Genomic DNA, 21,118 nt, shown 5'->3' with positions numbered 1-21,118 from the left:
TCCCTCAGCTCGCCGGGCCACCGAACACGTCGATCGCCTTGCTCTCCTCGGAGAGCGTGACGATCGCGCGCTTGGTGTCCTTGCGCTTGCCGTAGCCGGTGCGGGAGCGCTTGCGCTTGCCCGGGCGGTTCAGCGTGTTCACGCTGGTCACCTTGACCCCGAACACCTTCTCCACGGCGATCTTGATCTGGGTCTTGTTCGCGTCCGGTGCCACGACGAAGGTGTACTGGCGCTCGTCGAGCAGCCCGTAGCTCTTCTCCGAGACGACCGGCGCGAGCAGCACGTCCCGCGGGTCCGTGATCACTTGTCGGCCTCCTCAGCGCGGCGGCCGGCAGCCTTCGGCTTCGCGATCGGGCCGGCCAGGAACTCGTCCAGCGCCGCCTGCGTGAACAGCACGACGTCGTTGACGAGCACGTCGTGGGTGTTCAGCTGGTCGGGCGCGATCAGGTGGACCTGCGGCAGGTTGCGCAGGCTCAGCAGAGCGTTCTCCGCGGAGCGCTCGACGACAGCGAGCACCCGGCGCGCGTCGGGCACGACGGCCTCGATCGCCTTGCGGGCGGCCTTGGTCGACGGTGCGTCGCCCTCGGAGAAGGCGGACACGACGTGCACGGCGCCGGCGCGGGCCCGGTCGGAGAGGGCGCCACGCAGGGCGGCGGCCTTCATCTTCTTCGGGGTCCGCTGCGAGTAGTCGCGGGGCGTCGGGCCGTGGACGATGCCACCACCGGCGAACTGCGGCGCACGGATCGAGCCCTGACGGGCGCGACCGGTGCCCTTCTGCCGGTACGGCTTCTTGCCACCGCCGCGGACCTCGCCGCGACCCTTCACGTCGTGCGTGCCCTGACGCGCGGCGTTGAGCTGCGCGGTCACCACCTGGTGCATGAGGGCGATGTTCGCCGTCACGTCGAAGACGTGGTCCGGCAGCTCGACGCTGCCGGAGGCGGAACCCTCGGGAGTCTTGATCTGCACGGTGCTCACTTGCCATCACCCTTCGCGGGGGTCTTCACCACGACGAGGCCACCGCGCGGACCGGGGACGGCGCCCTTGACGAGCAGCAGCCCGCGCTCGGCGTCCACCCGGTGGACCTTCAGGTTCTGCGTGGTCTGGCGGTCGGAACCCATCCGGCCGGCCATCCGCACACCCTTGAACACGCGGCCCGGGGTGGCGCAGCCGCCGATGGAGCCCGGCGAACGGTGCTTGCGCTGCGTGCCGTGCGAGGCGCCCAGGCCCTTGAACCCGTGGCGCTTCATGACACCGGCGAAGCCCTTGCCCTTGGTCACGCCCACCACGTCGACCTCGGCCACCTCGGCGAACGCCTCGACGGTGACCTCCTGGCCGGTGGCGTACTCGGCGGCGTCGGAGGTGCGGAGCTCCAGGACGTGGCGACGGGGGGTGACGCCGGACTTGGCGAAGTGGCCGGACTCCGGCTTGTTCACCTTGCGCGGGTCGATGGCCCCGTAGGCCAGCTGGACGGCGGTGTAGCCGTCGGTCTCCTGCGAGCGCACCTGCGTCACGACGTTCGGTCCGAGCTGGACCACGGTGACCGGCACGATGCGGTTGTTCTCGTCGAACAACTGGGTCATCCCGAGCTTGGTGCCCAGGAGGCCGGTGACCTTCTTCGTCTGCTTGGTGGCAGTCGTCTTCTTGAATGCAGCAGTCATCGTCTCCACCCCGCCGTCACTGAATGTTGACGTCGACGCTCGCCGGCAGGTCGATGCGCATGAGCGCGTCGACCGTCTTGGGCGTCGGGTCGAGGATGTCGATGAGTCGCTTGTGCGTGCGCATCTCGAAGTGCTCGCGCGAGTCCTTGTACTTGTGCGGCGAGCGGATGACGCAGTACACGTTCTTCTCGGTAGGCAGCGGCACGGGGCCGACGACCCGGGCACCGGTACGCGTCACGGTCTCCACGATCTTGCGAGCAGACGCGTCGATTGCCTCGTGGTCATAGGCCTTGAGCCTGATGCGGATCTTCTGTCCCGCCATGGTCGTCGGTCGTCCTCTTCTTCCTGCCGCGGGGGTGTCGCGGTTCGGCCCCGTAAGAACTCGCGCCGTGCTGCCACCGGATGTCCGGCGGGCCGGCTGCGGCCCGTGCTCTGTTCAGGTCTCTGTCGGCCCGGAGTCGCGCGTCCAGTTCCCTGGAGCACTCGTCCTGCCGGGGCTCTCCGGTCCACGAGGTCGGGCGTGTCGCGCCCTGCCCGCATGGTTGTGCCCGGGTCACCGCGTCCCACCCCCATCTGGGGCGGGCATGTCGCTCGGAATCTCCCCGGTAACGCAGCGGACCGCAGAACCGGGGGTGACAACGAACATGGCGCGTGGTGCGCGACCCCTGGACTACCGGGGAGACCGGGAACAGAGGCGGCGCTTCCACGCGCCATGCTCATCGTGCAACCCGTCAAGGATGACACACCGCTGTGCGGCACCCTCGACCGGGGGGTGGGTAACGGGGCCGCCCCGGGGGACGGCCCCGTCACATCACGCGTTGATCTTGGTGACCTGGCCGGCGCCCACGGTGCGGCCACCCTCACGGATGGCGAACTGCAGGCCCTCCTCCATGGCGATCGGCTGGATCAGCTGAACGCTCATGGTGGTGTTGTCACCCGGCATGACCATCTCGGTGCCCTGCGGGAGGGTCACGACGCCGGTCACGTCGGTCGTCCGGAAGTAGAACTGCGGACGGTAGTTGTTGAAGAACGGGGTGTGACGGCCGCCCTCGTCCTTGCCCAGGATGTACACCTGGCCCTCGAACTCGGTGTGCGGCGTGATCGAGCCCGGCTTCACGACGACCTGGCCGCGCTCCACGTCCTCACGCTTGATACCGCGCAGGAGCAGACCCACGTTCTCGCCGGCGCGACCCTCGTCGAGGATCTTGCGGAACATCTCGACACCGGTGACGGTGGTCGAGGTCTTGTTCGGCCGGATGCCGACGATGTCGACGGTCTCGTTGACCTTGACGATGCCGCGCTCGATACGGCCGGTGACGACCGTGCCGCGACCGGTGATCGTGAAGACGTCCTCGACGGGCATGAGGAACGGCTTCTCGATGTCGCGCTCGGGCTCCGGGATGGCCTCGTCGACCGCGTCCATGAGCTCGACGATGGCCTCGGCCCACTTGTCGTCGCCCTCGAGCGCCTTCAGCGCCGAGACGCGCACGATCGGGAGGTCGTCGCCCGGGTAGTCCTGATCCGACAGGAGCTCGCGGACCTCCATCTCGACGAGCTCCATGATCTCCTCGTCGTCGACCATGTCCGCCTTGTTCAGGGCGACGACGATGTACGGCACGCCGACCTGACGCGCGAGCAGCACGTGCTCACGGGTCTGGGGCATCGGGCCGTCGGTCGCGGCGACCACCAGGATCGCGCCGTCCATCTGGGCGGCACCGGTGATCATGTTCTTCACGTAGTCGGCGTGCCCGGGGCAGTCGACGTGCGCGTAGTGCCGCTTCTCGGTCTGGTACTCGACGTGCGCGATGGAGATCGTGATACCGCGCTGGCGCTCTTCCGGCGCCTTGTCGATCATGTCGAACGCCGAAGCCTCGTTGAGGTTCGGGTACTTGTCGTGCAGAACCTTGGTGATGGCCGCCGTCAGCGTGGTCTTGCCGTGGTCGATGTGACCGATGGTGCCGATGTTGACGTGCGGCTTGGTCCGCTCGAACTTCGCCTTCGCCACTGCTGGGTCCTCCTGGACTCGTGTCTGTACTCCGCCGTGCTGACGGCAGGTCTGTGGGTGTCGGGTGGTGCGGGCCGCGGACCTTACCGATCCGCGGACCGCACCCTCCGAGCAGGTCGGGCACTGGGGCCCGCCCCGGGGAGCTCTTACTCGCCCGTGGCCTTCGCGATGATCTCCTTCGCCACGTTCGCCGGAACCTCGGCGTAGGAGTCGAAGACCATCGTGTAGTTCGCCCGGCCCTGGGTCCGCGACCGCAGGTCGCCGACGTAGCCGAACATCTCGGACAGCGGCACGGTCGCCTTCACGACACGGGCACCGGCCCGCTCCTCCATGGCCTGGATCTGGCCGCGGCGGGAGTTCAGGTCGCCGATGACGTCACCCATGTAGTCCTCGGGCGTCATCACCTCGACGGCCATCATCGGCTCGAGGATGGCGGGGCTCGCCTTGCGGGCCGCCTCCTTGAACGCCATCGAACCGGCGACCTTGAAGGCCATCTCCGAGGAGTCGACCTCGTGGTACTGACCGTCCAGCAGCGTGAGCTTCACACCGACGACGGGGTAGCCGGCCTGGATGCCGTACTGCATGGCGTCCTGGGCACCGGCGTCGACCGACGGGATGTACTCCCGCGGGACACGGCCACCGGTGACCTTGTTCTCGAACTCGTACAGCGCACCGTCACCGCTGGTGAGCGGCTCGAGCTTGATGATGACGCGGGCGAACTGACCCGAGCCACCGGTCTGCTTCTTGTGCGTGTACTCGAACTTCTCGACGGCCTTCTTGATGGTCTCCCGGTAGGCCACCTGCGGCTTACCGATGTTGGCCTCGACCTTGTAGTCGGACTTCATCCGGTTGACCAGCACCTCGAGGTGCAGCTCGCCCATGCCGGCGATGATGGTCTGGCCGGTCTCGTCGTCCAGGGAGACCTGGAACGTCGGGTCCTCCTCCGCCAGCTTCTGGATCGCCAGCGAGAGCTTCTCCTGGTCCGCCTTCGACTTGGGCTCGACGGCGACCTGGATGACCGGGTCCGGGAAGGTCATCGACTCGAGGACGATCGGGTTCTGCGGGTCGCAGAGCGTGTCGCCGGTGGTCGTGTCCTTCAGACCGATGACCGCGTAGATGTGGCCCGCGATGGCCTCGTCGACCGGGTTCTCCTTGTTGGAGTGCATCTGGAAGACCTTCCCGATGCGCTCCTTCCGGTCCTTGGTCGAGTTGATGACCTGGGCGCCGGCGGCGACCTGACCCGAGTAGACCCGGATGTAGGTGAGCTTGCCGAAGAACGGGTGCGCGGCGATCTTGAAGGCCAGCGCCGAGAACGGCTCGTCCTTCGACGGCTTGCGGGTCGCCGGGGTCTCGCCGTCGGTGAGGAAGCCCTCGACCGGCGGGAGGTCGTACGGCGACGGCAGGTACGCGATCACCGCGTCCAGCATCGGCTGGACACCCTTGTTCTTGAAGGCCGAGCCGCACAGGACCGGGTACGCGGCGCGGTTGGTCACCAGCGCGCGGATACCCGTCTTGATCTGCTCGGTCGTCAGCTCCTCGCCACCGAGGTAGAGCTCCATGAGCTCGTCGTCGGTCTCGGCGACGGCCTCGACCAGCGCCGTGCGGTACTCCTCGGCCTTGGCCTGCAGATCCGCCGGGATCTCCTCGACGGTGTAGTCCTCGCCCTTGGCGACCTCGCCACGCCAGGTCAGCGCGCGCATCTCGACCAGGTCGACGACGCCGATGAAGTCGCTCTCGGAGCCGATCGGGATCTGCAGCGGCAGCGGAGTGGCGTTCAGCCGGTCCTTGATGGTCTGGACCGTGTAGTAGAAGTCCGCGCCCAGCTTGTCCATCTTGTTGACGAAGCAGATGCGGGGGACGTCGTACTTGGTGGCCTGCCGCCAGACCTGCTCGGACTGCGGCTCGACCCCCTCCTTGCCGTCGAACACCGCGACCGCACCGTCGAGGACGCGGAGGTTGCGCTCCACCTCGACCGTGAAGTCGACGTGCCCGGGGGTGTCGATGATGTTGATCTGGTGGTTCTTCCAGAAGCAGGTCGTCGCGGCCGACGTGATCGTGATGCCGCGCTTCTGCTCCTCCTCCATCCAGTCCATGGTGGCGCCGCCGTCGTGGACCTCACCGATCTTGTAGTTGATCCCGGTGTAGTACAGGATCCGCTCGGTGGTGGTCGTCTTACCGGCGTCGATGTGGGCCATGATGCCGATGTTGCGGACCTTGGTGAGGTCCGTCAGCACGTCCTGTGCTGCCACTAGCTCAGCTCTCCCTCGATCGCGAGTGGGCGCCCGACGGTCGGCCGGTCACCAGCGGTAGTGGGCGAAGGCGCGGTTCGACTCCGCCATCTTGTGCATGTCCTCGCGCCGCTTGACGCTGGCACCGAGGCCGTTGCTCGCGTCGAGCAGCTCGTTCATGAGGCGCTCGACCATGGTCTTCTCACGGCGCTGGCCGGAGTAGGTGACCAGCCAGCGCAGCCCGAGCGTGGTCTGCCGGACGGCACGGACCTCGACGGGGACCTGGTAGGTCGCGCCACCGACACGGCGGCTGCGGACCTCGAGGGCCGGCTTCACGTTGTCGAGAGCGCGCTTCAGCGTGACCACCGGGTCGGTGCCGGTCTTGTCACGGGTCCCCTCGAGGGCGGCGTAGACGATGCGCTCGGCGAGCGACCGCTTACCGTCCTGGAGGACCTTGTTCACCAGCTGGGTGACCAGCGGCGAGCCGTAGACCGGGTCCGAGACCAGCGGCCGCTTCGGGGCGGGGCCCTTGCGGGGCATCAGCTCTTCTCCTTCTTCGCGCCGTAGCGGCTGCGGGACTGCTTGCGGTTCTTCACGCCCTGGGTGTCCAGGGACCCACGGATGACCTTGTAGCGCACGCCGGGGAGGTCCTTCACACGACCGCCGCGCACGAGCACGATGCTGTGCTCCTGCAGGTTGTGGCCCTCACCGGGGATGTACGCGGTGACCTCGATGCCGCTGGACAGGCGCACACGGGCGACCTTGCGCAGCGCCGAGTTCGGCTTCTTGGGCGTGGTGGTGTACACGCGGGTGCAGACCCCGCGGCGCTGAGGGCTTCCCTTGAGCGCGGCGGTCTTGGTCTTGGAGACCTTGTCCTCGCGGCCCTTGCGGACCAGCTGCTGGATCGTGGGCATGAACCGTCTACTTCTTCCCGTCGACGTGGCTCGACTGTCTCGCTCGCCGTGACACTGGTGATCTTCGTTCGGTGTCCCGGGGCCCCGGGCGCCGGCGTGGCCACCGGCTCTCGCCGGACTCCGCCACCGTCGCGCCGGACCCCGAGGTCGGGCGTGTCGTCCCGGGCACGCTCGGGGCCGGAAGGGCCCCGCGGAGGCTGTCGGGACGTCCGGCGTGCCCTGCTCCGGGGCGCAACCACAGATCTGAGGGTCGGAACCAACGGATCGGTGCACACCACGGGACACGCGGACCTGCCCGACCGGAGCCGAGCACAGGACATGAGAATACCCGGCCCTCTTCGACACGGTCAAAGCGGGTCCGTTCCGGGCGTTCGCCTCGGACCTGCCTTCGGGACCATCGGGGGCTTCGATGGTCCTCGGATCCCCCGGGACGACGCCCCGGAGGAGACCTGTGATGACCCGACGATGCCGTACGACGCCGTCACTGGCAAGCGGACTCACCCGCTCGTCGCAGATCGACGGCCGCTCGTCGCGGTCGGATCGGTGTGGGCGATGACTGCGCCACAGCACGATCCCGCCGTGTCGATCACGGTGTGGATCACCCTGTGGACGGTGGCGACGGAGGGACGGTTACGGTCCGGTATGCACCTGCCGACGGCCGTCAACCGCCTCGCCACGCGCGCACTCATCGCGCCCTTGCTCGCCCCGACACTACCCGTCGCCCTGAGACGGCGTGGACTCGACCTCATCGGCGCCTCGCTCCCGCTCCCCCGCGGCACCCGCCGCGACCTCGGGACGCTGGGCGGCGTGCCCACCGCGGTCGTCGCACCTCCCGGGCCGCTGGCCCCGCACCGGGTGCTCTACCTGCACGGCGGCGGGTACCTCGTGGGGTCCTCGGCGTCGCACCGGCCGCTGCTCGCCGGGCTCGCGCACGCCACCGGCAGCGCGGTCCTCGCTCCGCACTACCGGCTCGCCCCGGAGCACCCGTTCCCGGCCGCCCTCGACGACGCGTACGCCGCCTGGGCCGCCCTGCGCGCCGCGGGGATCCCGGCCCGGCACATCGCGGTGGCCGGCGACTCCGCGGGCGGCGGGCTGACCATGTCGCTGCTGCTGCGGCTGCGTGCGACCGGCGAGGATCTCCCGGGCTCCATCGGACTGATCTCGCCCTGGCTGGACCTGTCCTGCACCGCGGACGCGCTCACCCGCAACGTCGCCTCCGACGCGATGCTGGATCCGTCGTGGCTGCCCGACGCCGTCACCGACTACGCGGGCCCGCACACCGGCGCCCCCGAGCTCCTGCCTCTCGACGCGGACCTGGCCGGGCTGCCGCCGGTCCACGTCGTCGCCGGTGCCGACGAGATCCTCGTCGACGACGCCGACACCCTCGTCGAGCGCGCCCGCGCGGCCGGGACACCGGTCACCTACGAGCGCGCGCCCGGCATGTGGCACGCCTTCCCGACGCTGGCCGGGCTGTTGGCGGAGGCCGACGCCTCGCTGCGCACCCTGGGCCTGGCCCTGCGGGCGGACTGCCTGCGCTGAGGCCCGCACCCCGCGTACAGCCCCGGAACGCACGAACGGGGCCGGGCACCGCCACGGGAGCGCGGTGTCCGGCCCCGTCCGGGACCTGTCCGGTCACGGTCCGGACCCACCGTCGTGGGTCCGGACCGGACAACTACCTCAGCGGTAGTCGCGACCGAAGTCGTAGTCGTCCAGCGGCACCGCGGCACCGGTGCCCGTGCCGAAGACGTCGGGGCTGTAGTAGCCGTCGTCGTAGCTCGGCAGTGCGTAGGCGGCCGCGCGGGCCTCCTCGGTCGGCTGGACCTGGATGTTGCGGTACCGGTTGATGCCGGTACCCGCCGGGATCAGCTTACCGATGATCACGTTCTCCTTGAGCCCGACGAGCTTGTCGCGCTTTCCGTTGATCGCGGCATCGGTGAGGATGCGGGTGGTCTCCTGGAACGAGGCCGCGGACAGCCACGACTCCGTCGCCAGCGAGGCCTTGGTGATCCCCATCAGGACCGGACGGCCGGAGGCCGGCTCCAGCCCCTCGGCGACGACCCGGCGGTTCTCCGACTCGAACTCGCCCCGCTCGGCCAGTGCGCCGGGCAGGAACTCGGTCGCACCCGAGTCGATGATCGTGACCCGGCGCAGCATCTGCCGGACGATGACCTCGATGTGCTTGTCGTGGATGTCCACGCTCTGCGTGCGGTACACCTTCTGCACCTCACGCACGAGGTGCAACTGCACCTCACGCGGGCCCATGACACGCAACACCTCGTGCGGGTCCGCCATGCCCTCGAGGAGCAGCTGGCCGACCGTCACGTGGTCGCCGTCCGCGAGCGGACGCTCGGTGCCGTCGACGGTGGTCATCCCGAGCCACTGCCGCTTGGACAGCTTCTCGTAGACGATCTCCTCGCCGCCGTCGTCCGGGATCAGCGTGATCTTCCAGAACCGGTCGCCGTCCTCGATGCGGATGCGGCCGTCGACGTCGGCGATCGGCGCCTTACCGCGCGGGACCCGGGCCTCGAACAGCTCGGTGACACGCGGCAGACCGGTCGTGATGTCGTCACCCGCGACGCCACCCTGCTTGAACGTACGCATCGTCAGCTGGGTGCCGGGCTCACCGATGGACTGCGCGGCGACGATGCCGACGGCCTCGCCGACGTCCACCAGCTTGCCGGTGGCCATCGATCGGCCGTAGCACATGCCGCAGATACCGGTGGCCGAGGCGCAGGTCAGCGCGGAGCGGACCCGGACCGTCTTGACGCCGGCCGCGACGAGCGCGTCCAGCACGGCGTCGCCGAGGTCGTCGCCCTTGCGCACCAGCACGGTGCCGTCCGCCGCGGTGATCTCCTCGCCGGAGGTCCGGGCGTACACCGAGGTACGCAGGTAACGGTGCGGGATGAACCGACCGTCGCTCGTCTCCTCGGTGACCGCCATCGGGATGGCACGCTCGGTGCCGCAGTCGACCTCGCGGACGATGACGTCCTGCGACACGTCGACCAGACGACGGGTCAGGTACCCGGAGTCCGCGGTCCGCAGCGCGGTGTCCGCCAGACCCTTACGGGTGCCGTGCGTGGAGATGAAGTACTCCAGCACCGACAGGCCCTCGCGGTACGAGGCCTTGATCGGACGCGGGATGAACTCGCCCTTGGGGTTCGCGACCAGACCCTTCATACCCGCCAGCTGGCGGATCTGGGTCATGTTGCCCGCGGCCCCGGACTGCACGATCGTCGGGATCGGGTTGTCCTCGGGGAAGTTCTGCTCCATCGCCTTGGCGACCTCCTCGGTCGCCCGGCTCCAGATCTTGACCATCTCGTCGTTGCGCTCCTGGTGCGACAGGGCACCACGCTGGTAGCGCTTGTTGATCTGGTCGGCCTTCGCCTCGTACTCCTCGAGGATGCCCGCCTTGGCCGGCGGGACCAGCACGTCCGCGATCGAGATCGTGACGCCGGAGCGCGTGGCCCAGTAGAAGCCCGCGTCCTTCAGCCGGTCCAGGACCTGCGCGACCTCGGTCATCGAGTAGCGCTCGGCCAGCTCGTTGACGATCGTGGCCTGGCGCTTCTTCGGCAGCGGCTCGTTGACGAACGGGTAGTCCGCCGGCAGGAGCTCGTTGAACAGCACCCGCCCGAGCGTGGTCTCCGCGGTCCAGACGCCGTCCTCGGTCACGGTCCCGGCGTCCGAGCCCGGGGTCGGGGTAACCTGCGGAAGCCGGATCTTGATCGGCGCCTGCAGGTGGAGGACCTTGCGGTCGTAGGCCATGATCGCCTCGGCCGCGGAGCCGTAGTGGTTCCCGGCGCCGTGGGCGTCCTCCCGGAGACGGGTCAGGTGGTACAGACCCGTGACCATGTCCAGACGCGGCATCGCCAGCGGGCGACCCGACGCCGGGGACAGGATGTTGTTCGACGACAGCATCAGCACGCGGGCCTCGGACTGCGCCTCGGCCGACAGCGGCAGGTGCACCGCCATCTGGTCACCGTCGAAGTCCGCGTTGAACGCCTCGCAGACCAGCGGGTGCAGCTGGATGGCCTTGCCCTCCACCAGCTGCGGCTCGAAGGCCTGGATGCCGAGACGGTGCAGCGTGGGCGCACGGTTCAGCAGCACGGGGTGCTCGGAGATGACCTCCTCGAGCACGTCCCACACCTGCGAGCGGCCGCGCTCGACCATCCGCTTGGCGGACTTGATGTTCTGCGCGTGGTTGAGGTCCACCAGGCGCTTCATCACGAACGGCTTGAACAGCTCCAGCGCCATCTGCTTGGGCAGACCGCACTGGTGCAGCTTCAGCTGCGGGCCGACGACGATGACCGAACGGCCCGAGTAGTCGACGCGCTTGCCGAGCAGGTTCTGGCGGAACCGGCCCTGCTTGCCCTTCAGCAGGTCGGACAGCGACTTGAGCGGGCGGTTGCCCGGACCGGTCACCGGCCGGCCACGGCGGCCGTTGTCGAACAGCGCGTCGACGGACTCCTGGAGCATCCGCTTCTCGTTGTTGACGATGATCTCGGGCGCGCCCAGGTCGATCAGTCGCTTGAGGCGGTTGTTCCGGTTGATGACCCGGCGGTACAGGTCGTTCAGGTCCGAGGTCGCGAAGCGGCCACCGTCGAGCTGCACCATCGGACGCAGGTCCGGCGGGATGACCGGCACGCAGTCGAGCACCATGCCCATCGGCGAGTTGCCGGTGGTCTGGAACGCCGCGACGACCTTCAGGCGCTTGAGCGCACGCAGCTTCTTCTGGCCCTTGCCGGACCGGATGATCTCGCGCAGCTTCTCGGCCTCGGCGGGGATGTCGAAGTTCTCCAGCAGCTTCTGGATCGCCTCGGCACCCATGGCGCCGGTGAAGTAGTCGCCGTAGCGGTCGTAGAGCTCGCGGTAGATGGACTCGTCCGCGATGAGCTGCTGGACGTCGAGCTTGGTGAACGTCGTCCAGATCTCGTCGAGCCGGTCCAGCTCGCGCTGGGCACGGTCGCGCAGCTGACGCATCTCGCGCTCGCCGCCGTCCTTGACCTTGCGGCGGACGTCGCCCTTGGCACCCTCGGCCTCGAGCTCGGCGATGTCGGCCTCGAGCTTCTGGGCGCGGGCCTCGAGGTCGGCGTCGCGGGTCTGCTCGACCCGACGGCGCTCCACGCTCATCTCGTTCTCGAGCGTGGACATGTCGTTGTGCCGCAGTTCGGTGTTCACCGAGGTGATCACGTACGCCGCGAAGTAGATGATCTTCTCGAGGTCCTTGGGGGCCAGGTCGAGCAGGTAGCCCAGCCGGCTCGGGACGCCCTTGAAGTACCAGATGTGCGTGACCGGGGCGGCCAGCTCGATGTGGCCCATCCGCTCACGACGCACCTTGGCGCGCGTGACCTCCACGCCGCAGCGCTCGCAGATGATGCCCTTGAAGCGGACGCGCTTGTACTTGCCGCAGTAGCACTCCCAGTCCCGGGTCGGACCGAAGATCTTCTCGCAGAAGAGCCCGTCCTTCTCCGGCTTCAGGGTGCGGTAGTTGATGGTCTCGGGCTTCTTGACCTCACCGTGCGACCACTGGCGGATGCCCTCGGCGGTGGCCAGGCCGATGCGCAGTTCGTCGAAGAAGTTGACGTCGAGCACGTATGTCCTCTGTTTCTTCGTTTAAAGGGCGGCTGGTCGGACGGGGGTCAGTTGACGACGTCGTCGACGGTCATCGACTCCGAGCCCGGGCGGCTGGACAGGTTGATGCCCAGGTTCGCCGCGGCACGCTCGAGGTCCTCGTCGTCGGCGTCCCGCATCTCGATCGCCGCACCGTCGCTGGAGAGCACCTCGACGTTCAGGCAGAGCGACTGCAGCTCCTTGAGGAGCACCTTGAACGACTCGGGGATCCCCGGCTCCGGGATGTTCTCGCCCTTGACGATCGCCTCGTAGACCTTCACGCGGCCCACGACGTCGTCGGACTTGATCGTCAGCAGCTCCTGCAGGGTGTAGGCGGCGCCGTACGCCTGCATCGCCCAGCACTCCATCTCACCGAAGCGCTGGCCACCGAACTGTGCCTTACCGCCCAGCGGCTGCTGGGTGATCATCGAGTAGGGGCCCGTCGACCGGGCGTGGATCTTGTCGTCCACCAGGTGGGCCAGCTTCAGGATGTACATGTAGCCGACCGCGACCGGGAACGGGTACGGCTCACCGGAGCGGCCGTCGAGCAGCTGCGCCTTGCCGTCCGGACCGACCATCCGCTCACCGTCCCGGTTGGGACGGGTCGAGCCCAGCAGACCCGTGATCTCGTGCTCGCGCGCACCGTCGAACACCGGCGTCGCGGTGTTCGTGTCGGCGGGCACCGAGTAGAGCTCCTCGGGCATCTGCGCCGCCCACTCGGGCGTGCCCTCGATCTCCCAGCCGGACTTGGCGATCCACCCGAGGTGGGTCTCCAGGATCTGGCCGATGTTCATACGACGCGGCACACCGTGGGTGTTCAGGATGATGTCGACCGGCGTGCCGTCCGGGAGGAACGGCATGTCCTCCTGCGGGAGGATCTTGCCGATGACGCCCTTGTTGCCGTGCCGGCCGGCGAGCTTGTCGCCGTCGGAGATCTTGCGCTTCTGGGCCACGTAGACGCGGACCAGCTCGTTGACGCCCGGGGCCAGCTCGTCGTCGTCGTCGCGGGAGAAGACCCGGATGCCGATGACCTTGCCGTTCTCGCCGTGCGGCACCTTCAGCGAGGTGTCGCGGACCTCGCGCGCCTTCTCACCGAAGATCGCGCGGAGCAGGCGCTCCTCCGGGGTCAGCTCGGTCTCGCCCTTGGGCGTGACCTTGCCGACCAGGATGTCGCCGGGCTGGACCTCGGCGCCGATCCGGATGATGCCGCGCTCGTCGAGGTCGGCCAGCACGTCCTCGGAGACGTTCGGGATGTCCCGGGTGATCTCCTCGGCGCCCAGCTTCGTGTCGCGCGCGTCGATCTCGTGCTCCTCGATGTGGATCGAGGTGAGCACGTCGTCCTGCACGAGGCGCTGCGACAGGATGATCGCGTCCTCGTAGTTGTGGCCCTCCCACGGCATGATCGCCACGAGCAGGTTCTTGCCCAGCGCCATCTCGCCGTTCTCGGTGCAGGGACCGTCGGCGAGCACCTGGCCCACCTCGACCCGCGCGCCCTCGTCGACGATGGGCTTCTGGTTGTTGCAGGTGCCCTGGTTCGAGCGGCGGAACTTGTTCAGACGGTAGGTCTGACGCTGCCCCTCGTCGTCCATGACGGTGATGTAGTCGGCGCACAGCTCCTCGACCACACCGGCGGACTCGGCGGTGACGACGTCACCGGCGTCGACGGCGGCACGCAGCTCCATGCCGGTACCGACCAGCGGCGACTCCGAGCGCAGCAGCGGCACCGACTGGCGCTGCATGTTCGCGCCCATCAGCGCGCGGTTCGCGTCGTCGTGCTCGAGGAACGGGATCATCGCCGTCGCGACCGACACCATCTGGCGCGGCGAGACGTCGATGTACTCCACGCCCGAGGGCGAGATCAGGTCGACCTCGCCGCCCTTGCGGCGGACCAGGACGCGCTCCTCGGCGAACGAGCCGTCCTCGTTGAGCTGGGCGTTGGCCTGGGCGACGACGAAGCGGTCCTCCTCGTCGGCGGTCAGGTAGTCGATCTGCGAGGTGACGACGCCGTCGACGACCTTGCGGTACGGCGTCTCGATGAAGCCGAACGGGTTGACCCGCGCGAACGAGGCCAGCGAGCCGATCAGACCGATGTTCGGACCCTCGGGGGTCTCGATCGGGCACATACGGCCGTAGTGCGACGGGTGGACGTCACGGACCTCCATGCCGGCACGCTCACGGGACAGGCCACCCGGGCCGAGCGCCGACAGGCGGCGCTTGTGGGTCAGTCCGGCCAGCGGGTTGTGCTGGTCCATGAACTGCGACAGCTGCGAGGTGCCGAAGAACTCCCGGATCGCGGCCGTGATCGGCCGGGTGTTGATCAGGGTCTGCGGCGTGATGGCCTCGACGTCCTGGGTGGTCATCCGCTCGCGGACGACCCGCTCGGTGCGGGACAGACCGACCCGGACCTGGTTCTGGATCAGCTCGCCGACGGTGCGCAGGCGCCGGTTGCCGAAGTGGTCGATGTCGTCGGTCTCGACCGGGATCTCCCGCGCGGAGTCACCGGAGCCCACGGCCATCGTGGTCTCGCCGGCGTGCAGCCGGACGAGGTACTCGATGGTGGTGGCGACATCCTCCTCGGTCAGCGTGCCGACCGAGTTCTCGATGTCGAGGCCGAGCTTCTTGTTGGCCTTGTAACGACCGACCTTGGCCATGTCGTAGCGCTTGTCCTTGAAGAACAGGTTCTCCAGGAGCGCCTGGGCCGACTCGCGCGTCGGCGGCTCGCCGGGGCGCAGCTTGCGGTAGATGTCGAGCAGCGCCTCGTCCTGGCCCGCGGTGTTGTCCTTCTCGAGCGTCGTCATGATCGTCTCGGAGAACCCGAAACGCTCACCGATCTGCTCGGCGGTCCACCCCAGGGCCTTCAGCAGCACGGTGACCGGCTGACGGCGCTTGCGGTCGATGCGGACACCGACGGTGTCGCGCTTGTCGACGTCGAACTCCAGCCACGCACCCCGGCTCGGGATGATCTTGACCGAGTAGACGTCCTTCTCGGTCGTCTTGTCGATCGCGTGGTCGAAGTAGACACCCGGCGAACGGACGAGCTGCGACACGACGACGCGCTCGGTGCCGTTGATGATGAAGGTGCCCTTGTCGGTCATCACGGGGAACTCGCCCATGAAGACCGTCTGGGACTTGATCTCACCGGTGGTGTTGTTCGTGAACTCCGCCGTCACGAACAGCGGGGCACCGTAGGTCATGTCCTTGTCCCGGCACTCCTCGACGGAGGCCTTGACCTCGTCGAAGCGGGGGTCGGAGAAGGACAGCGACATCGAGCCCGAGAAGTCCTCGATCGGCGAGATCTCGGTGAGGATCTCCTCCAGACCGCTCACCGGGAGATCGTCACCGGCCTCGATCCGGCGCTGGAACCAGGCCTCGCTGCCGACCAGCCACTCGTACGACTGGATCTGCAGGTCGAGAAGGTCGGGGACCTCCAACGGCTGGGCGATCTTCGCGAAGGTGACCCGGGTGGGTGCGCCGGGGTAGTTCGGGTTCGCCGAAGCGGAGAGGGTCGAGGTGGTCGCGGCGGCGCGGGAGACAGCCAAGATGCGTCCTTCCGAGAACTGCGCTTCTCGTCTGGCGTGCGCCGGTGGCGGGCGCTACCGTCTCCCTCGATCCGATCGGGGTCCCCCCCGGATCGAGAAGCCGGTAGCCGGCCACGTCGCACGCCGTCTGTTGTCGGGCGCTGACGGACGAACGAAACCCCCGCACCCATGTCCGCCGAACCCTCTCCGGCGGCCGACGGATCGGTCCGGAAGTCTTCCCCGGTCATGAGCGCGTGAGCCTGGACGCAGACAGCGCAAAGAATGACTATAGACGCTGCGAGCGCAGCTGTCGAGACAGGTCGCCGATTCCAGCATCCAGGCAACCACCGTTGCCCAAGGGTGACCTGCACGCCGCACCGAGTCAAGTCCCACTTCGTCGACGAGCGGTCATCCTGCCGGGACGACCGGTCCACCGACGCCCGTCCGGGGCGATCCGCGTGACGGTTGACACGGTGTCGTCGGGACGCCAACGATCGGTCACAGGTCGGTGACGGCCGGCGGCGACGAAAGGACGACGATGTCCGACAGCACTCCTCCCATGCGCGAGCTCCTCGGTGACGACGCCCCCAGCAACTGGGGCAAGTGGGGTCCCGACGACGAGCTCGGCTGCCTGAACTACCTGGACGCGGGCGAGGTCCTGCGGGGCGTGCAGCACGTCCGTTCCGGCGAGGTGTTCACCCTGCAGATCCACATGGGACGCACCGAGGCGCCGGGCGACCCGCTGTGGCCGGGCCGCGAGGGCATCAAGCGCCAGAACGTCATGGACGAGGGCACCTGGGACTCGGCCGACGCACCGCAGTTCCCCGGCGGTCTGCACTACGCCGACGACACCGCCCTCATCTTCCTGCAGGGCTCCACGCAGTACGACGCGCTCGGCCACGTCTGGTACGACGGCAAGCTCTGGAACGGCTACGACGCGCGCTCCACCGTCGACGCGATGGACCGGGCCTCGGTGCTGCCGATCGCGGAGAAGGGCGTCGTCGGGCGGGGCGTGCTCATCGACATGGCCCGGCACCGCGGCAAGGAGTGGCTCGACAAGGGCGAGACCTTCGACCACACCGACCTCGAGGCCGCCGCGCAGGCACAGGGAGTCGACATCGAGCCGCACGACGTGCTCGTCATCCGCACCGGATGGATGAAGTACTGGTACGAGCTCAACGACCCGGCCACCTTCTACACCGACTTCACCGAGCCCGGGCTCACCTACTCACGCGAGCTCGTGGAGTGGTTCCAGCGCAAGGAGATCCCGAACCTCGTCACCGACACGATCGCCAACGAGGTGACCAGCGAGCCGCACACCGGCGTCGCGCTCCCGCTGCACTGCGCGCTGATGCGCAACCTCGGCGTCGCGCTCACCGAGATCGCCTGGCTCGACGACCTCGCCGACGCCTGCGCCGCCGACGGACGGTGGAGCTTCCTCTACGCCGCGGCCCCGCTCAAGGTCGTCAACGGCACGGGGGCACCGGTGAACCCGATCGTGATCCGCTGATGTCCTACGCCGACCGCCCCTGGCTGGCCCGCTACGCCGAGGGCCAGCCGCACGACATCACCCCGGACTTCCCGGACGCGCTGTCGATGTTCCGCGCCGCGGTGGCGCGGAACCCCGACGGCGACGCGATCCGCTACTTCGACGGCGCGCTCACCTACCGCGAGCTCGACGAGCTCACCGACGCCTTCGCCGCCGGGCTGCTCGCCGGCGGGTTCACCGCGGGCGAGCGGGTCGCGATGTACCTGCAGAACGTGCCGCAGTTCGTCCTCGGCCTGGTCGGCACCTGGAAGGCCGGCGGCGTCGCGGTGTCGGTCAACCCGATGAACCGGGAACGGGAGCTGGAGCTGCTGCTGCGTGACTCCGGGTCGTCGGTGCTGGTGTGCCTGGAGTCGCTCTACGACGGCGTCGCGCGGACCGTGCTGGCCGGGCAGCCGGGTGTGCGCACCGTGCTCACCACCTCCGAGCGCGAGTTCCAGACCCGTGACGACCCGCGTGCGCTCCCCGGGACCGCGCGGCCGGACCTGTCCGGCGACGACGTCACCGACCTCGGCGCGTTCCTGGGGACGCACCGGGGCAGCACTCCCCCGCCGGCGTCGTTCGCCGCCGGCGACACGGCGTTCCTCACCTACACCTCGGGGACCACCGGGCCGCCCAAGGGCGCGATGAACACCCACGGCAACGTCGTCTTCACCAGCCAGGCCTACGCCACCTGGTGCGGCCTCGGCGACGACGAGGTCGTCCTCGGCATCGCCCCGCTGTTCCACATCACCGGGCTGATCGCGCACGTGACCCTCGCCCAGTACCTGGCCGCGCCGCTGGTGCTGTTCCACCGGTTCGAGCCGTCGCTGGGCGTCGACGTCATCCGGGAACACCGGCCGACCCTGACCGTCGGGGCGATCACCGTGTTCATCGCGCTGATGAACGCCCCGAACGCCGACCGGGAGGCGCTCGCGTCGCTGCGCACGATCTGCTCGGGCGGGGCGCCGATCCCGCCGTCGACGGTCACCGCGTTCCACGAGGCGTTCGGGCTGTGGATCCACAACATCTACGGGTTGACCGAGACCACCTCGCCGTCGCACGCGACGCCGATCGGCACCCAGGGGCCGGTGGACTCCGCGTCCGGGGCACTGTCGGTGGGCGTCCCGATCTACGGCACCGTCGTGCGCATCCTCGACGACGACGGCGCGGAGCTCCCGCCCGGCGAGATCGGGGAGATCTGCACGTCCGGGCCGCAGGTCGTCGCGGGCTACTGGGGCAAGCCCGAGGAGACGGCCCACGCGTTCCCCACCGGAGAACTCGCGCAGCCCGAACTCAGAACGGGGGACGTCGGCTACATGGACGCCGACGGCTGGTTCTACATCGTCGACCGCAAGAAGGACCAGATCAACGCGGGTGGCTACAAGGTGTGGCCGCGTGAGGTGGAGGACGTGCTCTACGAGCACCCCGCGGTGCGGGAGGCCGCGGTGGTCGGCGTCGCCGACGAGTACCGGGGCGAGACGGTCAAGGCGTTCGTGTCACTGCGGGCCGGTGCCTCGGCCACCCCGGAGGAGCTGATCGCGTTCACCAGGGAGCGGATGGCGGCCTACAAGTACCCGCGGCAGGTGGAGCTGCTCGACGAGGTGCCCAAGACCGTCACGGGCAAGGTGCTGCGCCGCGAGCTGCGGGCCCGCGAGCAGACCTGACCGGTGGAGACGACGACGGGGCGCCGACCCGGTGGGTCGGCGCCCCGTCGTGCGAGCGGTGCTCAGGTCACTTGAGCGAGACCTTGGCGCCGGCCTCCTCGAGCTTCGTCTTGGCGGCCTCGGCGGCCTCCTTGGCGACACCCTCGAGCAGCGGCTTCGGCGCGGACTCGACGAGGTCCTTCGCCTCCTTCAGGCCCAGGCCCGAGACGACCTCACGGACGACCTTGATGACCTGGATCTTCTTGTCACCGGCGGCCTCGAGGACGACATCGAACTCGTCCTTCTCCTCCTCGGCGGGGGCGGCACCGGCGGCGGGGGCACCCGCGGCGGCGACGGCGACCGGGGCGGCCGCGGTGACCTCGAAGGTCTCCTCGAACTTCTTCACGAAGTCCGAGAGCTCGAGCAGGGTGAGCTCCTTGAAGGCGTCGAGCAGCTCGTCGGTGGACAGCTTCGCCATGGTGGCGGTCCTTTCTCTACGAAAGACAGATGGGGGTGGTGATCAGCTCTCGGCGGAGTCGCCGTCGGCCTCGGCCGGGGCGGCGGACTCGCCGGACTCGGCCTTCTTGTCGGCCAGCGCCTGCGCGAGGCGGGCGACCTGCGAGGCCGGGGCGTTGAACAGCCCGGCGGCCTTGGACAGGTTGGCCTTCATCGCGCCGGCCAGCTTGGCCAGCAGGACCTCGCGGGTCTCGAGGTCCGCCAGCTGCTCGACCTCGGCGGTGGACAGGGCGCGCCCGTCCATGTACCCGCCCTTGATCGTCAGACCGGGGTTGTCCTTCGCGAACTGCTTGATCGCCTTCGCGGCCTCGACGGGCTCACCCTTGATGAAGGTGATGGCCGTCGGGCCGGCGAGCAGGTCGTCCAGGCCCTGGACCCCGGCCTCCGCCGCCGCGCGCTTGACCAGGGTGTTCTTCGCGACGCGGAAGTTCGCGTCCGAACCCAGGTCCCGGCGCAGCTGGGTCAGCTTGGCGACGCTGAGCCCGCGGTACTCGGTCACGACCGAGGCGTCCGACTCGCGGAAGCGGTTGGTGATCTCCTCGACCGCTGCGACCTTCTCAGGTGCTGCCATCGCTGCCCTCCTCTCGGGGGTCGGTCTCGTGCACGTGGGACGTGCTTGGGGGTGCCACCGACGCAGTTCCCACTCCGACCCCGGAGACGACGAACGCCCCGTGCGCAGCAGCACGGGGCGTCGGAAGTTCGTGGGGCACTCGCGCGCCCGGTGTCGCCTCGTCCTCCTGCGCGGGCCGTCCGGACGTTCCCGGAACCTTCGTACGCCCTTCGGGAAGGACGCGGACCTGCGGTCTTCGGTGGATCGAGAGCAACTGTAGCCCCTCGCCGTACCCCCGGTTCACCCGGGGGTACGGCGGGGTGGGCCTGCTCAGGCCGGCGTCATCGCGGAGATCTTCCAGCGGCCGTCGACGAACTGGGCGTCGACCCGCAGCCGCGCCGCCGCGGAGCCCTCCTGCGGGGCGCCGCCGTCGGCCTGACGGCGGATGACCTGGTTGACGAAGGCGTAGACCGTCGCGCGGTCGCCGTCGATGCTCGCCACGGCGAGCTTCGGGATCGTCGCGGTGACCACGGCCTTCTGCTGCGGGGCGAGATCCTTCACGCTGCCGAAGATCTTGTCGAACTCCGGTTGGAAGCCCGGGGTGATGACGCCGCGGGCGTCGTCCTCGGCCTGCTGGAGGCGGGCGTAGTCGAAGGAGTAGACCTTCGTGATCGCCTCACCGACCTGCTCGCTGACCTGCGCGGTGGTGCCGACGTCGGTGAGCGCGGTGTTGGACGCCGACCCGGTGAAGGTCGTGCGGTACCACTCGGCACCGAAGAACGCGGCGGCCGCGACGAGCAGCACCGTGACGGCGAGCAGCAGGCCGGTCGCGCGCCGGGTCGTCGGGGCGGACAGCAGCGACCGGCGACGCGGGGTGCCGTCGGCGTCGGCCGGGGCGTCGGCGGCGTCGGTACCGGGGGCGTCGGTGCCGGGGGCGTCGGTGCCGGGGGC

The 21,118-nt window shown here is 69.1% G+C and carries 16 protein-coding genes; 3 read left to right on the top strand and 13 right to left on the bottom strand.

Annotation, left to right across the window (positions count from 1 at the left end):
* Positions 1-4: 4 nt before the first annotated feature.
* From rplW to rpsL, 8 genes are all read right to left on the bottom strand, one after another.
* The gene (gene rplW / locus GTW08_RS26610; protein WP_020622937.1) at positions 5-304 is read right to left on the bottom strand and encodes a 50S ribosomal protein L23; all 300 of its coding nucleotides are present in this window, start codon (positions 302-304) and stop codon (positions 5-7) included.
* Positions 301-975: a 50S ribosomal protein L4 gene (rplD, locus tag GTW08_RS26605; protein ID WP_073576470.1), complete on the bottom strand. Its 675-nt coding sequence runs from the start codon at positions 973-975 to the stop codon at positions 301-303. The genes rplW and rplD overlap by 4 nt, the downstream gene beginning before the upstream one ends.
* On the bottom strand, positions 972-1,658 hold the full coding sequence (gene rplC / locus GTW08_RS26600) for a 50S ribosomal protein L3 (protein ID WP_161152693.1): 687 nt from the start codon (positions 1,656-1,658) through the stop codon (positions 972-974). The genes rplD and rplC overlap by 4 nt, the downstream gene beginning before the upstream one ends.
* Positions 1,659-1,674: 16 nt before the next feature.
* The gene (gene rpsJ, locus GTW08_RS26595) at positions 1,675-1,980 is read right to left on the bottom strand and encodes a 30S ribosomal protein S10 (RefSeq protein WP_003938093.1); all 306 of its coding nucleotides are present in this window, start codon (positions 1,978-1,980) and stop codon (positions 1,675-1,677) included.
* A gap of 489 nt (positions 1,981-2,469) precedes the next feature.
* On the bottom strand, positions 2,470-3,663 hold the full coding sequence (tuf, locus tag GTW08_RS26590) for an elongation factor Tu (RefSeq protein ID WP_073576471.1): 1,194 nt from the start codon (positions 3,661-3,663) through the stop codon (positions 2,470-2,472).
* A 146-nt stretch (positions 3,664-3,809) separates the two neighbouring features.
* Positions 3,810-5,912 (bottom strand): elongation factor G, encoded by a 2,103-nt coding sequence (gene fusA, locus GTW08_RS26585; RefSeq protein ID WP_073576472.1) that lies wholly within the window; start codon positions 5,910-5,912, stop codon positions 3,810-3,812.
* A 48-nt stretch (positions 5,913-5,960) separates the two neighbouring features.
* Positions 5,961-6,431, bottom strand: a complete 471-nt coding sequence (gene rpsG, locus GTW08_RS26580) for a 30S ribosomal protein S7 (RefSeq protein WP_073576473.1) — start codon at positions 6,429-6,431, stop codon at positions 5,961-5,963.
* On the bottom strand, positions 6,431-6,805 hold the full coding sequence (gene rpsL / locus GTW08_RS26575; protein WP_020622943.1) for a 30S ribosomal protein S12: 375 nt from the start codon (positions 6,803-6,805) through the stop codon (positions 6,431-6,433). Before rpsL ends, rpsG begins: the two co-directional genes overlap by 1 nt.
* A 579-nt stretch (positions 6,806-7,384) precedes the next feature.
* On the opposite strand from rpsL, the gene GTW08_RS26570 reads away from it, so the two are divergent.
* A complete protein-coding gene (locus GTW08_RS26570; protein ID WP_083658783.1) occupies positions 7,385-8,344 on the top strand; it encodes an alpha/beta hydrolase fold domain-containing protein in 960 nt (319 codons plus the stop codon).
* Between the two features lie 138 nt (positions 8,345-8,482).
* Here GTW08_RS26570 and GTW08_RS26565 read toward each other — a convergent pair whose 3' ends face one another.
* Positions 8,483-12,394, bottom strand: coding sequence for a DNA-directed RNA polymerase subunit beta' (locus GTW08_RS26565; protein WP_073576474.1), 3,912 nt, complete (start codon positions 12,392-12,394; stop codon positions 8,483-8,485).
* 47 nt (positions 12,395-12,441) lie between these two features.
* Entirely contained in the window at positions 12,442-15,951 is a 3,510-nt protein-coding gene (locus GTW08_RS26560; RefSeq protein WP_073576475.1) for a DNA-directed RNA polymerase subunit beta, read from the bottom strand.
* A 538-nt stretch (positions 15,952-16,489) separates the two neighbouring features.
* On the opposite strand from GTW08_RS26560, the gene GTW08_RS26555 reads away from it, so the two are divergent.
* Both GTW08_RS26555 and GTW08_RS26550 read left to right on the top strand, forming a co-directional pair.
* Entirely contained in the window at positions 16,490-17,440 is a 951-nt protein-coding gene (locus tag GTW08_RS26555; protein WP_237454217.1) for a cyclase family protein, read from the top strand.
* On the top strand, positions 17,440-19,122 hold the full coding sequence (locus tag GTW08_RS26550) for an AMP-binding protein (protein WP_161152692.1): 1,683 nt from the start codon (positions 17,440-17,442) through the stop codon (positions 19,120-19,122). Before GTW08_RS26555 ends, GTW08_RS26550 begins: the two co-directional genes overlap by 1 nt.
* 67 nt (positions 19,123-19,189) lie before the next feature.
* Here the strand turns inward: GTW08_RS26550 and rplL are convergent, their stop codons facing one another.
* From rplL to GTW08_RS26535, 3 genes are all read right to left on the bottom strand, one after another.
* Positions 19,190-19,579 (bottom strand): 50S ribosomal protein L7/L12, encoded by a 390-nt coding sequence (gene rplL, locus GTW08_RS26545; protein WP_062397856.1) that lies wholly within the window; start codon positions 19,577-19,579, stop codon positions 19,190-19,192.
* Between the two features lie 42 nt (positions 19,580-19,621).
* Positions 19,622-20,188, bottom strand: a complete 567-nt coding sequence (gene rplJ / locus GTW08_RS26540) for a 50S ribosomal protein L10 (RefSeq protein ID WP_020622230.1) — start codon at positions 20,186-20,188, stop codon at positions 19,622-19,624.
* A 309-nt stretch (positions 20,189-20,497) separates the two neighbouring features.
* Positions 20,498-21,118: nuclear transport factor 2 family protein (locus GTW08_RS26535; protein ID WP_161152691.1), on the bottom strand; the 621-nt coding region annotated here is incomplete at its 5' end.

The sequence above is a fragment of the Pseudonocardia sp. SID8383 genome, assembly GCF_009864975.1.
Classification (GTDB): domain Bacteria; phylum Actinomycetota; class Actinomycetes; order Mycobacteriales; family Pseudonocardiaceae; genus Pseudonocardia; species Pseudonocardia alni.
The sequence above is the reverse complement of the archived record's forward strand: the minus strand, read 5'-3'. Positions and strand labels throughout refer to the sequence as shown.

What these genes read in the sequence shown, in the direction of transcription:
- rplC (WP_161152693.1), bottom strand. Translation starts at nt 1,658, where the DNA reads ATGACTGCTGCATTCAAGAAGACGACTGCCACCAAGCAGACGAAGAAG.
- rpsJ (WP_003938093.1), bottom strand. Translation starts at nt 1,980, where the DNA reads ATGGCGGGACAGAAGATCCGCATCAGGCTCAAGGCCTATGACCACGAG.
- rpsG (WP_073576473.1), bottom strand. Translation starts at nt 6,431, where the DNA reads ATGCCCCGCAAGGGCCCCGCCCCGAAGCGGCCGCTGGTCTCGGACCCG.
- rpsL (WP_020622943.1), bottom strand. Translation starts at nt 6,805, where the DNA reads ATGCCCACGATCCAGCAGCTGGTCCGCAAGGGCCGCGAGGACAAGGTC.
- GTW08_RS26555 (WP_237454217.1), top strand. Translation starts at nt 16,490, where the DNA reads ATGCGCGAGCTCCTCGGTGACGACGCCCCCAGCAACTGGGGCAAGTGG.
- GTW08_RS26550 (WP_161152692.1), top strand. Translation starts at nt 17,440, where the DNA reads ATGTCCTACGCCGACCGCCCCTGGCTGGCCCGCTACGCCGAGGGCCAG.
- rplL (WP_062397856.1), bottom strand. Translation starts at nt 19,579, where the DNA reads ATGGCGAAGCTGTCCACCGACGAGCTGCTCGACGCCTTCAAGGAGCTC.
- rplJ (WP_020622230.1), bottom strand. Translation starts at nt 20,188, where the DNA reads ATGGCAGCACCTGAGAAGGTCGCAGCGGTCGAGGAGATCACCAACCGC.